The following is a 15,315-nucleotide window of genomic DNA, read 5'->3' on the forward strand; positions in this document are numbered from 1 at the left end:
TAGATAGAGGAAAGCGGGTGATCAAATGGGGAAAATTATTCAGCTGGATGACATCCTTTCGAATAAAATTGCGGCCGGAGAAGTAGTGGAACGTCCTGCATCTGTCGTTAAAGAACTTGTGGAGAACGCGATTGATGCCGGCAGTACAGTCATTGAAATTGATGTAGAAGAAGCGGGGCTTGAAAGCATTCGTATTCTGGATAACGGAGCAGGGATTGAGCCGGATGATGTATTGAAAGCTTTTTCCCGCCATGCGACGAGCAAAATTAAAGATGAAAATGATTTGTTTCGCATTCGGACGCTTGGCTTTCGGGGCGAAGCATTACCAAGCATTGCCTCTGTGTCTGAACTCTCGATGACGACCGGAACAGGTGAAGGACCAGGTACAAAAGTCGTTCTCTCAGGAGGCGTTGTACAGTCTCATGAGCCTGCGGCAAGCCGCAAAGGAACAGATATAAAAGTGTCAGGGCTGTTTTTTAATACACCAGCACGCCTTAAATATATGAAAACGATTCATACAGAGCTTGGAAATATCACAGATGTGGTGAACAGGATTGCTTTAGCTCATCCGGAAGCAGCAATACGCCTTCGTCACAACGGAAGAGAACTTTTACAGACAACAGGGAATGGCGATGTCCGTCAAGTACTGACAGCGATTTACGGGTTAAACACAGCAAAAAAAATGATCCCGTTTTCTGCTTCTTCGCTGGATTTTCAAGTGAGCGGCTGGATTTCTTTGCCTGAAGTGACGCGGGCTTCTAGAAATTATCTGTCTGTCATGGTGAATGGGCGTTTTATCAAAAATTACAGCTTGGCAAAGGCCATCCAAGAAGGATATCACACGCTGCTGCCGATTGGAAGATATCCTATTGCGTTAGTAAATGTCGTAATGGATCCTATGTTAGTGGACGTCAATGTTCATCCAGCTAAGCTGGAAGTGCGTTTTAGTAAGGAACAGCAGCTGCAGGAGTTAGTAACAGAGGCGGTTCGGTCCGCCTTTCAAAAAGAAACATTAATCCCTGCTGCGGCGCCAGCACCTAAGCAAACAAAAACGGTATCTAGTCAGCAGGAATTTTCTTTTGATAATGGTGATAAACAGGACAAAAAAGAAGCATCTCCTATAAAAACGATGTCGTCTCCTCCACAATTAAGGCGGGAAAACTTGCTGCCTGCAGATAAAATGAAAGAATTGTATACGAGAGAACTTTATGAAACGGATGTTGATCAGCAGGAAGAGTATGTTCCGATGGAGGCAAGGGAAGAAAAGGAGAGGTTTTCAGAATCTATGCCGGCACCGCCATCTGACAAACGGAAAGAAGAGAACGGGACAAGGGAGGAAAGCAAGAGCCGCATTCCTCCTCTTTATCCCATTGGACAGATGCACGGGACGTATATTTTTGCCCAAAACGAACAAGGACTGTATATGATCGATCAGCATGCTGCCCAGGAAAGGCTGAAGTATGAATTTTTCCGTGAAAAAGTAGGACAAGTGGGAAAAGAACTGCAAGATATGCTCGTGCCGCTTACATTGGAATATTCCGCTGATGACTATATTAAAATTAGTGAGCATCTTCAAGAGTTAGAAAATGTCGGGGTTTTTCTAGAAGCATTCGGTGAGAGAGCTTTTATTGTCAACACACACCCTCAGTGGTTTCCTAAAGGAGAAGAACAGCAAATGATTGAAGACATTATTGAGCAGATGCTGTCTATGAAAAAAGTAGATATTAAGAAATTGAGGGAAGAAGCTGCCATTATGATGAGCTGTAAAGCATCTATAAAAGCGAACCATCATCTTCGCAATGATGAAATCCAGCAGCTGCTCGATGATTTGCGCTGCAGCAGTGATCCATTCACCTGCCCGCACGGACGCCCGATCATTATTCACTATTCTACATCTGAAATCGAAAAAATGTTCAAGCGCATCATGTAAAGAGGTTCGCAGGGGATGGGAAAAGAAATGAATGTAAGGTCTGACCCCGCTTGGGATAAACGATATATATCGCCAATGTTAAACATGTTCGTATGTTGCCGCCGGGTCTGATGCTTTAATGTTAAGAGGTGAATGAAGGTTGTTATGATAAATGCAGGGGAAGCTTTTCGATTTCGTGTGCTTGTTAGTATTATCGCGATTTCAGGGTTTAGCCAAGGGATGCTGCTGCCGTTGATCGCTGTTTTGTTTGAGCAGGAAGGGATGCCTGCTTCGTTAAATGGATTGAATGCAACTGGTTTATATATAGGGATCTTGCTTGTTTCCCCGTTTATGGAAAGGCCTTTGCGGCAGTTTGGTTATAAGTGGATCATTATTGGAGGAGGGCTGCTCGTCATTATTGCTCTCTTTTCTTTTCCTTTATGGCAATCGTTCTGGTTTTGGTTTGTACTGCGGCTGTTAGTCGGAATAGGAGATCATGCACTTCATTTCGGTACGCAGACGTGGATTACATCCTTTTCTTCACCAGAGCGCCGCGGCCGGAATATTTCCCTGTACGGATTATTTTTCGGCCTGGGATTTGCTATCGGCCCCCTTATGACTGGCCTGCTTCATTATGGTAAATCTTTACCGTTTATTGCTTCAGGGGTACTGTGTCTCATTTGTTGGGGGTTTTTATTTCTTCTGAAGAACGATTTTCCTGAACAGCAAGCAGGAACCAATTCCATGTGGGAAACATTAAAGCGTTTTAGAGAAGCTTCCCGATATGGCTGGGTTGCGTTTTTACCGCCGTTCGCCTATGGGTTTCTCGAAACCTCTTTTAATGGGGTGTATCCTATTTATGGCATTCGAACAGGCTGGTCTGTTCAAGAGATTTCTATTATTCTCATGTCATTTGCCATTGGAGGCATTGTCTTTCAATTTCCTTTAGGAATGATGAGTGATAAGTATGGACGAAGACGCGTATTATTTATTGTGTTGTCAGCTGGTACAATCCTGTTTGCCGCCGCCTCTCTGATTGATCATTCTTATACTCTGTTGTTGGTCTGTATTTTTATAGCTGGCATGTTAGTTGGTTCTACGTTTAGTTTAGGAATCAGTTTTATGACCGATTTGATGCCAAGGCAGCTGCTGCCGACAGGCAATTTGCTGTGTGGCATGGCGTTCAGCATGGGCAGCCTCAGTGGCCCGTATGTAGGAGGGCTTGTCTTACAAATCTTTAAAGATGTCAGCTTTTTTACAATAGTCAGCGGTGTCTTTTTGCTCGTTACCCTTACTTTTTTGTCTTACGGAAGGAAGGGAAAGGCAGAGGAAAAGAAAGAAATGCTGCCGCTTCGTTAGTTGAAAGCTGTTTGAGTTCGCATCGCTCAAGCTAAAATGAATAAAGGGAGAGAGAAAGAAGATGGAATCATTTATTTTAGCGCTTGACCAAGGAACAACAAGTTCAAGAGCCATTCTTTTCAATCAAAAGGGTGAAATAGCACATGTTGCACAAAAAGAGTTCACTCAGCATTTCCCTCATCCAGGATGGGTTGAGCACAATGCGGACGAAATATGGGGAACGATTCTTGCCTGTATTGCAACCGTTTTGTCAGAAAATAATATCAGTCCCGAGCAAATTGCCGGAATCGGTATTACGAACCAGCGGGAGACGACCGTTGTTTGGGAAAAGTCAACAGGAAGGCCGATTTATCATGCGATTGTTTGGCAGTCAAGACAGACAGCGGACATTTGCAATGAGTTAAAATCACAAGGCTATGATTCTTTGTTTCGTCACAAAACAGGTTTGCTTATTGATGCTTATTTCTCAGGGACGAAAGTGAAGTGGATTTTAGACAATGTGAGCGGTGCCCGTGAACAGGCGGAAAAAGGCGAACTGTTATTCGGCACGATAGATACATGGATTATTTGGAAGCTATCCGGCGGGAAAGCCCATGTAACCGATTATTCTAATGCTTCGAGAACGCTCATGTACAATATCCACGACTTAGCATGGGATGAGGAATTATTAAACATATTAACCGTTCCTAAAAAGATGCTTCCAGAAGTGCGTCCTTCTTCGGAAATTTACGGAAAGACGGCTCCTGATCATTTTTTTGGAAAAGAAGTGCCAATTGCCGGAGCGGCCGGTGATCAGCAGGCAGCTTTATTCGGACAAGCCTGCTATGAAGAAGGCATGGCAAAAAATACATACGGCACCGGCTGTTTCATGCTAATGAATACAGGCGAAAAAGCTGTTGTTTCCGATCATGGCTTATTGACAACCATTGCCTGGGGAATAGATGGAAAGATAGAATATGCTCTCGAAGGCAGTATTTTTATCGCAGGTGCAGCTGTTCAATGGCTTCGGGATGGTCTGCGCATGATCAAGAAGGCGGCCGACACGGAGAAATACGCTGTTCGAGTCGCTTCTTCCCAAGGAGTATACGTTGTTCCAGCTTTTGTCGGGCTCGGTACTCCTTACTGGGACAGTGACGTACGAGGTGCTGTATTCGGCTTGACGAGAGGCACAGAAAAAGAACACTTTATCCGTGCTGTGCTTGAGTCCCTTGCTTACCAGACGAAAGATGTATTGGATGCGATGGAAGCGGATGCTGGTATTTCATTAAAAACATTGCGTGTCGACGGCGGAATCGTGAAAAACAACTTTCTCATGCAGTTTCAAAGCGATATGCTGCAAGTGCCGGTTGAACGGCTGATGATTAACGAAACAACGGCTCTAGGTGCAGCTTATCTTGCCGGGCTCGCTGTCGGGTTCTGGAAGGATCGAAATGAAATTTCTGCTAAGCAGCAAATGGAGAAACGCTTTAGTCCTCATATGGACACAGTAGAGCAAGAACAGTTATATAAAGGCTGGAAAAAAGCCATAAAAGCGGCTTTAACATTTAAAATTTAGGCTATGTTAATGACTAGTGTTGATTCTGCCTCTTTGTTGATTGAAGCGCTCCAGCGAAAATCAACAGAGGGAGTTTAACAAAGCCAATATTTAAAATGTAAAATGACGTTTAAAAATGAAAAAAAAGGTGAGAATGAAGTATTAGCTTTAATCAATGATGATCCGTATGGTACGATAAGAAAAAATCGGCAAAGGCAGTGAAGAAATTGCGTCAGCGAGAAAAACTTATCGTGATCATCGGTCCGACAGCGGTCGGCAAAACGGCATTAAGCATTCATCTAGCTAAACGGTTCGGAGGAGAAATCATCAGCGGAGACTCCATGCAAATTTATAAAGGAATGGATATCGGTACAGCAAAAGCCACTCTCGAAGAAAGGGAAGGCATCCCTCACCATTTAATCGATATTAAAGATCCGAATGAATCTTTTTCAGCCGCTGAATTTCAACAGCTCGTTAGAAAGAAGATAACGGAAATTACGAATAAAGGAGCTGTACCAATTATTGTCGGCGGTACAGGATTATACATTCAATCGGTGATTTATGATTATCAATTTTCCGAGGCGGGAAGTCAGACATCACTGCGTGAAAAGCTGGAAAAAGAAGCGGAGCAATTAGGAAATGAGGCTTTTTATGAAAAGCTTAAGCAGATTGATCCGCAAGCAGCGGGTGGGATTCATCCAAATAACGTAAGAAGAGTCATTCGCGCACTTGAAGTGTACTATACGACAGGAAAACGGATGTCCGAGCAGCAAGAGAGACAGCCTAATGAATTGTTATATGAGACCGTTTTGATCGGGCTGATGATGGAACGGGATCAGTTGTATAACCGCATCAATACAAGAGTGGATATGATGATGAAAGAAGGCTTGCTTGAAGAGGTAAGAACACTTTGGGAACAAGGCATTCGAAGCGGTCAGGCTGTACAGGCAATTGGGTATAAGGAACTGTTTGGCTATTTAAGAGGGGAAGAAACGCTGGAAACAGCTGTCGAGCAATTAAAGCAAAACTCGAGAAATTATGCTAAGCGGCAGCTAACATGGTTCCGCAATAAAATGCAGGTAGACTGGTTTGATTTGTCGGATGAGGAGAATCGTCAAGAGAAAATAAATGAAATTTCAGATTTTATAGCAGGAAAGCTGCAGTTGAAATAGAATTAGTTATAAGTACAGATAGAAAGAGGAGGAAAAGATATGAAACAAGGGATCAATATTCAAGATCAATGTTTGAATCAAATTCGAAAAGATGCGACGCTCGTTACTGTATTTTTATTAAATGGATTTCAATTGAAGGGTTATATAAAGGGATTTGATAACTTTACCGTCTTAATTGAGTCAGATGGAAAACAGCAGCTTGTTTATAAACATGCCATTTCTACCTTCGCTCCTCAACGAAACGTACAAATATCTTTGGAAGAACAGGAATAAACATCTTCTAATTCAGATTGTAGACAATGCCTAGTTTAGATATTCCCAGGCTGATTGAAAATGCTTGTCTTTCAAGGTGTGAAACCTGGTGAGAAGCGGAGTGGCTGAAAGGGTCATGAGCACCGCAGACAGACAAGCAACGTAGAAAGCGAACGTTTGCCAACAGCTTGATTTAAACGTGTACATACTTTTGTACACGTTTTTTATATGTGGAAAGACGTATGTTTGCCTTTGGCATGAATAGAATGTAGAGAGGGAAATTATTTCTTGGGAAAGCGCAAAAAAAGACAATATGCGACGGCCTACGTCAAGTTTGATGGGGTGATAGAAATGAAGCAGCCAATTCGAATGAAAGACAACGGCCAAATTAATGTTGTGCTGCATACCAAAAATGACCGCATTCAGCAGCCTGTTCGTGAAGAGCGGCCTTATGCATGGTCCAGCTCCTCTGAGCACGCGATATTAAAGAAAGTAGAAAGTGAATTAAATGCCTTAGTTGGACTTGAAGATTTAAAGAAGATGATCCGGGAAATCTACGCCTGGATCTTTGTGAACAAAAAAAGGGAAGAAAGCGGTTTGAAAGCGGGAAAGCAAGTACTGCATATGATGTTTAAAGGAAATCCGGGAACAGGCAAAACAACAGCTGCCCGCATTATAGGGAAACTGTTTTTTGAAATGAAAGTATTATCGAAAGGGCATTTAATAGAAGCAGAGCGTGCCGACCTTGTCGGTGAATATATCGGCCACACGGCACAGAAAACGAGAGATTTAATTAAAAAGGCGATGGGGGGCATTTTGTTTATTGATGAAGCGTATTCGCTTGGCAGGGGAGGAGAGAAAGACTTTGGAAAAGAAGCCATCGACACCCTTGTCAAGCATATGGAAGATAAGCAAAATGATTTTATTTTAATTTTAGCCGGGTATCCAAGGGAAATGAATCACTTTTTTACACTGAATCCAGGACTGGAGTCCCGTTTTCCACTCGTTTTTCAATTTCCCGATTACCGGCCTGAGCAATTGATGGCTATTTCTGAAAAAATAGCGGCAGAAAAAGAATATGTATTTAGTAAAGAAGCAAAAATGAAACTGCGTGACCACTTTACTCGAGTGAAACAGGAAAACTACCAGCCATTTTCGAATGGCAGATATGTTCGTAACTTAATTGAGAAAGCGGTGCGAATGCAAGCTGTTCGTCTGCTTAATGAAGGAAGCTATCAACATGAAGAATTAATGATGATTCAATCACAAGATATTCAATTTAAATAGCTCATTTAAAAAGGCAGGCAGTAAGCAGAGAAGCTAAGATGAATTCTATCGTTGAGTCACCTTTTTATCTACATATACACTCCTGGCTTTTCTGCTGCTGCATTGACATTTCGTTTCACGTGTTCGAATTTTCTAACAACTATAGCGCTGTGATATGTATTGTGCTACTATTTTTTTAAGGTGATCAAAATGGAGAAAAAAACATTAAAAGCAAGAATCATAGAAACTTCACTCGTTATGTTCGAACAGCATGGATATCATGGGGTGACGGTTGACCAGATTGTGGAAAAATGCGGGACGTCTAAGGGAGGATTTTACCACAATTTTAAATCTAAAGACGAGCTTCTATATCATATTCATGATGTGTTTATTTCGTATGTACTTGACCGCGCCAAGGAAGCATATGCTAATTACAGTACACCAGTATCGCAGCTTTGCGCGATGATCTTGTCTTTTACAAAAGTATTTGATTTGTATAAGCCATACATTACTGTTTTTTATCAGGAGAGTACGTATTTAAAAGATCATTTTCAAGAGAAAATTAACGGAAAACGGGAAGAATATCGTCAAATCATTTTACGAGTGATTGAGGAAGGCCAGGAAAGTGGAGAGTTTCGCTCTGAAGTTTCTGCTGAGATTGCGACAATGGCTATTATGGGCATGGTGAACTGGACGTATAAATGGTTTAAGAAAGAAGGAGAGCTGTCGATTGAGAATATTGGGGAAATATTCAATGATCTCCTCATACATGCACTAGTGACGGAAAAAGGGATGGCAAATCAAGAGACTCCATTCTATTTGTTAAAAAGTCAGTCTATTAAAAAATAAGAATGATAGATACAGACCGACTAGTCTGTCTTTCGGTAAATGGCAAAAACAAGGGGGATTTCACATGAATTTCGAATTAACAAAAGAGCAGCAAATGTTAAAAGAAATGGTGAAAAGTTTTGCCGAAAAAGAAATTAAGCCGTATGCTCAAGAACTTGACCAAACGTCACAGTTTCGCAAACAGACGTTTGACAAAATGGCAGAACTCGGACTGCTCGGAATTCCATTTCCAGAAGAATACGGCGGTGCCGGCGGTGACACCGTCTCCTATGCCATTGCAGTAGAAGAAGTTGGGAAAGCGTGCGGCGGTACGGGTTTAAGCTATGCAGCCGCGATCAGCCTTGGAGCCAGTCCTATTTTTTACTTTGGAACGGAAGAACAGAAACGGAAATGGCTCATACCGATGGCAAAAGGGGAAGCACTAGGCTCCTTTGGTTTAACAGAGCCTAATGCTGGATCGGATGCAGGGGGCACGAGAACGAAGGCTGTGCTTGATGGTGATGAATATGTAATCAATGGCGAGAAGTGCTGGATTACGAATGCCGGTTATGCGCGTCAAATTATTGTAACCGCTGTCACAGGAAAAAGGGGAGATGGAAAAAATATCATTTCTGCTATTATTGTGCCGGCTGATGCACCGGGTGTGACGATTTCATGCAACTATGACAAAATGGGTGTCCGTGCTTCAAATACGTGTGAAATTGTGTTAGACAATGTCCGTGTACCAAAGGAAAATCTCTTAGGAGACAGCCAAAAAGGATTTAGCCAGTTTTTATACACGCTTGATGGCGGACGTATTTCGATCGCAGCTCTAGCTGTCGGTATTGCCCAGGCTGCTTTAGATAAAGCGCTGCAATATGCAAAAGAGCGGGTACAATTTGGTCAGCCTATTTCTAAATTCCAGGCGATACAATTTAAACTGGCGGATATGGCAACTGAAGTAGAGCTCGCCCGCAATCTCGTGTATAAGGCTGCCTGGTTAAAGGATCAGGGAAAACCATTTGGAAAAGAAGCAGCGATGGCAAAGCTTTTCGCATCAGAAATGAGTTTTCGCACGAGCAATGAAGCGATTCAAATCCATGGCGGTTACGGTTATATGTGTGAATATGACGTTGAAAGGTTCCTACGTGATGCGAAGCTGCTTGAGATTGGTGAAGGAACATCGGAAGTTCAGCGTTTAGTCATTGCCAGGCATCTTGGCTGTTAAAAGATCTGAACGAACAGGGTGAGGTCTAACGAATGGATGAAAATCATAAAAGCTATAAGGAATAAACGGTACCAAGAGGAAATAATTATATGTTATAGCTAAAGGAGCGATCCGTTTGTTTTCAAAAATCTTAATTGCCAACCGTGGGGAGATAGCCTCACGTGTGATTCGCACATGTAAAAAGTTAGGGATCAAGACAGCAGCTATTTATTCGGAGGCGGATAAGGATGCTTTATTTGTCCGTCAGGCGGATGAGGCTTTCTATGTCGGCAAATCGCAGGTGCATCTCAGCTATTTAAATATGGATGAAATTATCCGTGCAGCGAAAGAAAGCGGCGCTGAGGCGATCCATCCGGGATACGGGCTTCTATCTGAAAATGCTTCATTTGCAACAAAGTGTATGAACGAAGGGATTGTATTTATCGGCCCTGCCCCCGATATTCTTTCAGCAATGGGAAGCAAAATCGCCGCACGAAAAACGATGAAGCAGGCGGGTATTCCAATCATTGAAGGAGTCAATATACCACTAGAAAATGAAGAGGAGGCAAAACTCGCAGCAAAAACAATCGGCTATCCGATTATGCTGAAGGCATCGGCTGGCGGTGGGGGGATTGGCATGCAGCTCGTTCATTCCGATGAAGAGCTTGCAAAGGCATTTGCCGGCAATAAAAAGAGAGCGGAATCCTTTTTCGGGGATGGAGCGATGTTTCTTGAAAAGTATCTTCACAAACCTCATCACATTGAAGTGCAGATACTGGCTGATGCTCACGGTCAAGTGATTCCGTTATGGGAGAGGGAATGTTCTATTCAGCGCCGCCACCAAAAAGTAGTGGAAGAAGCCCCTTCGCCGTTTATTAGTGAAGAAACGAGGACGAAAATGCTTGATGCGGCTGTGAAAGCAGCCCGTCATATCGGCTATACGAATGCCGGTACGATTGAATTTTTAGTGGATGATGAAGAAGATTTTTATTTTCTAGAAATGAATACCCGGCTGCAAGTCGAGCATCCGGTGACGGAAGAAATTACCGGTCTTGACCTTGTGGAGCAGCAATTAAAAGTAGCTGCTGGTGAGAAGCTGGTGCTTACACGGGACACGGTTCAGCGTAAAGGTCATGCGATCGAAGTACGGATTTATGCGGAAGATCCACAAAGCTTTTTCCCGTCGCCGGGGAGAATTACCGCTTTTGAACCGCCACAGGGAGAAGGGATTCGTAATGAACATGCGATTGAGGCAGGATCGGTTGTGACCCCCTTCTATGACCCGATGATCGGCAAGCTTATTACCTGGGGTTCAACGAGAGAGGAAGCATGCACCCGCATGAGACATGCGCTTGAACGCTATAAAATTGAGGGCATTAAAACCAATCTGCCGATGCTCAGAAAAATTATCGGCCATGAGCAGTTTTTAAAAGGCTCAACAACGACTCATTTTGTCAATGAATATTATTTGCCGGGATGAACGGCAGCAAAGTAAAAGGGGGAAAGGCCATTGGCAACAGTACAGGCAACTATGGCAGGAAGTGTATGGAAAATACTTGTATCAGAGGGGGAGGAAGTAAAGGCTGGTCAGGATGTCGTCATTTTGGAATCAATGAAAATGGAAATACCGATTTCGGCAGAGGAAGATGGGATCGTCCAAAAAGTCTACGTCAATGAAGGAGATTTTGTCAACGAAGCAGATGCACTCGTTGATGTGAAATAGGAGGGAGCCCTTTTTGAAGCTGCCAAAAAAAGTGACGCTTAAGGAAGTAGGTCCCCGGGATGGTTTGCAAAACGAACCACAGCAAGTAAGTACAGAACATAAAGCAGCCTGGATTGATCGTTTGTCAAAGAGCGGCTTGTCTTACATTGAAGTCACTTCTTTTGTTCATCCGAAGTGGATTCCGCAGCTGGCTGATGCTGCGGAGGTGCTCTCTTCTATTACAAGGCAGCCCGGCATTACATATGCCGCCCTTGTACCGAACAGGCAGGGGCTGGAGAGAGCGCTTCAAGCGAATATAGATGAAATTAGTGTGTTCATGTCCGCAAGTGACTCACATAACAAAAACAATATTAATAAGACGATCACGGAAACGCTTCCCGTGCTTAAAGAAGTCGTATCAGAAGCAAAAGCTTCAGGAAAAACAGTACGCGGTTATTTGTCGACGATTATTGCTTGTCCGTATGAAGGAAAGGTATCACCAGAGCAGGTAAAGGATATTGCCGCCCGGCTGTTTGATATGGGCATTGATGAATTATCGCTCGGTGAAACAATAGGAGTGGCTGTACCGCCGGAAGTAGAGCGGCTGCTTGAAGTGCTTCTGCCGGAGTTCGCTGCTGAGCGTCTCGCAATGCACTTTCATGATACGAGGGGCCTGGCGCTTGCGAACATCTCAAAATCTCTTGAAATGGGGATTACGATATTTGATAGTTCTTTAGGAGGTCTCGGAGGTTGTCCATATGCTAAAGGGGCATCCGGAAATGTGGCGACGGAAGATTTGCTGTATATGCTCGACGCAATGGGCATACAATCAGGCGTACGCATGGAAGGGCTGATCGCAGCGGGTGAACTGATGGAATCTATTTTAGGAAAACCGCTGAAAAGCAGGCAAATGGAGATACACCGCAGGGGAGGCAAGTGATAAAGCTTGCGGCGAAATGAATCGTCAGCTTGATCGGTTTCGTTATTGTGAGATTGGTTGAAAAGTATCTATCAACAGACAAAAGAAAGTGAGGAAATCTGCAATGAATGAAACAGAGCACAAGGCAAGCTATCAGCAAAAAAAGGACACGGTTTTAAAAGGCGGAAGAGAAAAATATCATGAAAAAAATAAAGAACAGGGAAAATTATTCGTCCGCGACCGCCTTCAATTGCTTTTTGACAACGGACTGCAGGCAGAAGACGGTCTATTTGCCAATGTGTCAGCTGGGGATTTACCAGCCGATGGTGTGGTCACTGGCATAGGGAAAATCAATGGGCGGACAGTTTGTGTAATGGCCAACGATTCAACTGTGAAAGCAGGATCATGGGGTAAACGAACAGTAGAGAAAATCATCCGCATCCAAGAAACAGCAGAAAAACTTCGCTGTCCCATGCTGTATCTCGTGGATTCGGCAGGAGCGAGGATCACCGATCAGCTTGACATGTTCCCCGGCCGCCGGGGAGCGGGCCGGATTTTCTACAATCAAGTAAAGATGTCCGGGAAAGTGCCGCAAATTTGCTTGTTATTCGGTCCATCAGCGGCTGGTGGTGCTTATATTCCGGCATTTTGTGACATCGTTGTGATGGTAGAAGGAAATGCCTCTATGTATCTTGGATCGCCGCGTATGGCAGAAATGGTGATTGGCGAAAAAGTCACGCTCGAACAAATGGGCGGTGCTAAGATGCATTGTTCCGTTTCCGGTTGTGGGGACGTTCTTGTCAAAACAGAAGAAGAAGCCATCGAATATGCTAAAAAGTATTTAACGTATTTTCCAGATAACTACACGGAGAAGCCGGTTCCTAAGGAGCATAGAGCACCCGCTGTCCTCGATAAGTCAATTGAAGAATTGATCCCTCAAAATCAAAATACACCATTTGATATGTACCAGCTCATTGAACGTTTAATTGATGAAGGCAGTTTTTGCGAGATTAAAAAATTATTTGCCCCCGAACTGATTACCGGCCTCAGCCGGATCAACGGACAACCAGTCGGCATCATTGCGAATCAACCGCGCGTTAAAGGCGGCGTGCTGTTCCATGATTCGGCTGATAAAGCGGCTAAATTCATTAGTCTTTGCGATGCGTTTCATATTCCGCTCTTGTTTTTAGCCGATGTACCCGGCTTTATGATCGGCACGAATGTAGAGAAAGCCGGTATTATCCGTCACGGGGCAAAAATGATATTTGCAATGAGTGAAGCCACTGTGCCAAAGATTACCGTCATCGTTCGTAAAGCCTATGGTGCGGGCCTTTATGCCATGGCGGGCCCGGCTTTTGAACCGGATTGCTGCCTGGCCCTGCCAACGGCGCAAATTGCTGTGATGGGACCAGAAGCAGCAGTCAATGCGGTGTATGCGAATAAAATTGCGGCTCTGCCAGAAGAAGAACGAGCGGCTTTCATTCATGAGAAGAGAGAAGAATATCGCCGGGATATTGATGTGTACCGTCTCGCTTCCGAGATGATTATAGATGACGTCGTAGAGCCAAACCGCCTGCGTGAAGAGTTATCTGCCCGACTCGATGTGTATATGTCCAAATATGTCGTCTTTACCGATCGTAAACATGGGGTGAATCCTGTTTAAAAAAGGGGGAAAACGGGATGAAAAAAATGTATGCTAGTTTTAATGAAGCAGTAGCTGGCATTAAAGATGGAATGACGATTATGGTTGGCGGTTTCGGATTGTGCGGGATACCAGAAAATTTAATTAAAGCTTTAGCTGATTCTGGAGTGAAAGATTTAACAGTGATTTCAAACAACTGTGGAGTAGATGATTGGGGTCTCGGATTGTTATTAAGAAACAAGCAGATTAAAAAAATCATAGGCTCTTACGTGGGAGAAAATAAAGAATTTGAACGGCAAATGCTTGCGGGAGAAATCGAAGTAGAATTAACCCCTCAAGGAACGTTGGCGGAAAAAATTCGTGCGGGCGGTGCCGGTATTCCCGCCTTTTTCACACCGGCTGGCGTAGGAACTCCGATTGCTGAAGGGAAAGAAGTTCGAGAGTTTGAAGGCAAGGAGTATTTGCTCGAAAAGGCATTAACAGCTGACGTCAGCCTTGTCCGCGCGTGCAAGGCCGACAAGATGGGGAACCTGGTTTATAACAAAACGGCCCGTAACTTTAATCCGATGATCGCTGCGGCCGGTAAAGTGACGATCGCTGAAGTCGAAGAAATGGTAGAAGCAGGCGATTTAGATCCGCATGTGATTCATACGCCTGGTATTTATGTGCAGGCATTGATTCAAGGAGAGCAAGAAAAACGAATTGAAAGACGGACAGTTCGTCCATAGAGGAGGGGAAAGAGGTGGATACGAGAGAGAAAATTGCAAGACGGGCAGAAAAAGAAATTGAGAATGGCAACTACGTAAATTTAGGAATTGGAATGCCGACACTCGTTGCCAACTTTATTTCCGATAATAAGCAAGTCGTATTGCAGTCAGAAAATGGCTTGCTTGGCATTGGGCCTTATCCTCGTGAAGAAGAAGTGGACGCTGATTTAATCAATGCCGGCAAAGAGACGGTCACTGCCCTTTCCGGTTCCGTTTACTTTGACAGCTCCGAGTCGTTTGCTATGATTCGAGGCGGTCATATTGATGTCGCTATTCTTGGTGGAATGGAAGTGTCACAAGCCGGTGATCTGGCCAACTGGATGATTCCTGGGAAAATGGTGAAAGGGATGGGAGGGGCGATGGATCTTGTCCATGGAGCCCGTAAAACGATCGTGATTATGGAACACGTTAACAAACATGGACAATCCAAAATCTTAAAAGAATGTAAACTGCCTTTAACTGGAAAGGGAGTCGTCCAGCGCATCATTACGGATCGGGCAGTGATGGATGTCACCCCAAAAGGCCTTGTTCTGATAGAAACAGCAGTCGGGTATTCAGCCGATGACATTATCCGATGCACAGAAGCAGATATAACAGTTTCGAAGAAAGTAAAGCTGCATGCATTTTAATGGATGATTGGCCTAGCTGACATTCCGGCTGAGAACAATTCCTTTTGTAGGTCACAAACGTTGATAGATCAATGTTTGTGATTTTTTATTTTGTAGGATTTTTGATAGTGAACAAAAACAGCTGTGAAT

Annotated in this window: 14 protein-coding genes; all 14 read left to right on the forward strand. The window is 43.8% G+C overall.

Annotated elements, in window-relative coordinates:
• The first annotated feature begins 25 nt into the window (after positions 1–25).
• Entirely contained in the window at positions 26–1,930 is a 1,905-nt protein-coding gene (gene mutL / locus QYG89_RS05160; RefSeq protein ID WP_404315253.1) for a DNA mismatch repair endonuclease MutL, read from the forward strand.
• A 132-nt stretch (positions 1,931–2,062) separates the two neighbouring features.
• The gene (locus tag QYG89_RS05165; protein ID WP_404315255.1) at positions 2,063–3,268 is read left to right on the forward strand and encodes an MFS transporter; all 1,206 of its coding nucleotides are present in this window, start codon (positions 2,063–2,065) and stop codon (positions 3,266–3,268) included.
• Positions 3,269–3,329: 61 nt separating this feature from the next.
• Positions 3,330–4,823, forward strand: coding sequence for a glycerol kinase GlpK (gene glpK / locus QYG89_RS05170; protein ID WP_404315257.1), 1,494 nt, complete (start codon positions 3,330–3,332; stop codon positions 4,821–4,823).
• A 206-nt stretch (positions 4,824–5,029) separates the two neighbouring features.
• Positions 5,030–5,974 carry a tRNA (adenosine(37)-N6)-dimethylallyltransferase MiaA gene (gene miaA, locus QYG89_RS05175; protein WP_404315259.1) on the forward strand — a complete coding sequence of 315 codons (945 nt, stop codon included), beginning with the start codon at positions 5,030–5,032 and terminating at the stop codon, positions 5,972–5,974.
• Positions 5,975–6,013: 39 nt separating this feature from the next.
• Positions 6,014–6,247: an RNA chaperone Hfq gene (gene hfq, locus QYG89_RS05180; RefSeq protein ID WP_404315261.1), complete on the forward strand. Its 234-nt coding sequence runs from the start codon at positions 6,014–6,016 to the stop codon at positions 6,245–6,247.
• A 330-nt stretch (positions 6,248–6,577) separates the two neighbouring features.
• Positions 6,578–7,513 (forward strand): stage V sporulation protein K, encoded by a 936-nt coding sequence (gene spoVK / locus QYG89_RS05185; protein WP_404315640.1) that lies wholly within the window; start codon positions 6,578–6,580, stop codon positions 7,511–7,513.
• Positions 7,514–7,702: 189 nt separating this feature from the next.
• Positions 7,703–8,341, forward strand: coding sequence for a TetR/AcrR family transcriptional regulator (locus tag QYG89_RS05190; RefSeq protein WP_404315263.1), 639 nt, complete (start codon positions 7,703–7,705; stop codon positions 8,339–8,341).
• Positions 8,342–8,405: 64 nt separating this feature from the next.
• A complete protein-coding gene (locus QYG89_RS05195) occupies positions 8,406–9,548 on the forward strand; it encodes an acyl-CoA dehydrogenase (RefSeq protein ID WP_404315265.1) in 1,143 nt (380 codons plus the stop codon).
• Between the two features lie 115 nt (positions 9,549–9,663).
• Positions 9,664–11,007, forward strand: coding sequence for an acetyl-CoA carboxylase biotin carboxylase subunit (locus QYG89_RS05200; protein WP_404315267.1), 1,344 nt, complete (start codon positions 9,664–9,666; stop codon positions 11,005–11,007).
• A 30-nt stretch (positions 11,008–11,037) separates the two neighbouring features.
• Positions 11,038–11,250: an acetyl-CoA carboxylase biotin carboxyl carrier protein subunit gene (locus QYG89_RS05205; protein WP_404315269.1), complete on the forward strand. Its 213-nt coding sequence runs from the start codon at positions 11,038–11,040 to the stop codon at positions 11,248–11,250.
• Positions 11,251–11,263: 13 nt separating this feature from the next.
• Positions 11,264–12,169, forward strand: coding sequence for a hydroxymethylglutaryl-CoA lyase (locus QYG89_RS05210; protein ID WP_404315271.1), 906 nt, complete (start codon positions 11,264–11,266; stop codon positions 12,167–12,169).
• Between the two features lie 103 nt (positions 12,170–12,272).
• Positions 12,273–13,811, forward strand: a complete 1,539-nt coding sequence (locus tag QYG89_RS05215; protein WP_404315273.1) for an acyl-CoA carboxylase subunit beta — start codon at positions 12,273–12,275, stop codon at positions 13,809–13,811.
• Positions 13,812–13,828: 17 nt separating this feature from the next.
• On the forward strand, positions 13,829–14,518 hold the full coding sequence (locus QYG89_RS05220) for a CoA transferase subunit A (protein ID WP_404315275.1): 690 nt from the start codon (positions 13,829–13,831) through the stop codon (positions 14,516–14,518).
• 14 nt (positions 14,519–14,532) lie between these two features.
• Complete coding sequence (locus QYG89_RS05225; protein WP_404315277.1) at positions 14,533–15,186, forward strand: CoA transferase subunit B; 654 nt, start codon at positions 14,533–14,535, stop codon at positions 15,184–15,186.
• Positions 15,187–15,315: the final 129 nt, after the last annotated feature.

The organism is Bacillus lumedeiriae (genome assembly GCF_044891285.1).
In the GTDB taxonomy this organism is placed as follows: Bacteria; Bacillota; Bacilli; order Bacillales; family Domibacillaceae; genus Pseudobacillus; species Pseudobacillus lumedeiriae.

What these genes read in the sequence shown, in the direction of transcription:
- mutL (WP_404315253.1), top strand. Translation starts at nt 26, where the DNA reads ATGGGGAAAATTATTCAGCTGGATGACATCCTTTCGAATAAAATTGCG.
- QYG89_RS05165 (WP_404315255.1), top strand. Translation starts at nt 2,063, where the DNA reads ATGAAGGTTGTTATGATAAATGCAGGGGAAGCTTTTCGATTTCGTGTG.
- glpK (WP_404315257.1), top strand. Translation starts at nt 3,330, where the DNA reads ATGGAATCATTTATTTTAGCGCTTGACCAAGGAACAACAAGTTCAAGA.
- hfq (WP_404315261.1), top strand. Translation starts at nt 6,014, where the DNA reads ATGAAACAAGGGATCAATATTCAAGATCAATGTTTGAATCAAATTCGA.
- spoVK (WP_404315640.1), top strand. Translation starts at nt 6,578, where the DNA reads ATGAAGCAGCCAATTCGAATGAAAGACAACGGCCAAATTAATGTTGTG.
- QYG89_RS05190 (WP_404315263.1), top strand. Translation starts at nt 7,703, where the DNA reads ATGGAGAAAAAAACATTAAAAGCAAGAATCATAGAAACTTCACTCGTT.
- QYG89_RS05195 (WP_404315265.1), top strand. Translation starts at nt 8,406, where the DNA reads ATGAATTTCGAATTAACAAAAGAGCAGCAAATGTTAAAAGAAATGGTG.
- QYG89_RS05215 (WP_404315273.1), top strand. Translation starts at nt 12,273, where the DNA reads ATGAATGAAACAGAGCACAAGGCAAGCTATCAGCAAAAAAAGGACACG.
- QYG89_RS05220 (WP_404315275.1), top strand. Translation starts at nt 13,829, where the DNA reads ATGAAAAAAATGTATGCTAGTTTTAATGAAGCAGTAGCTGGCATTAAA.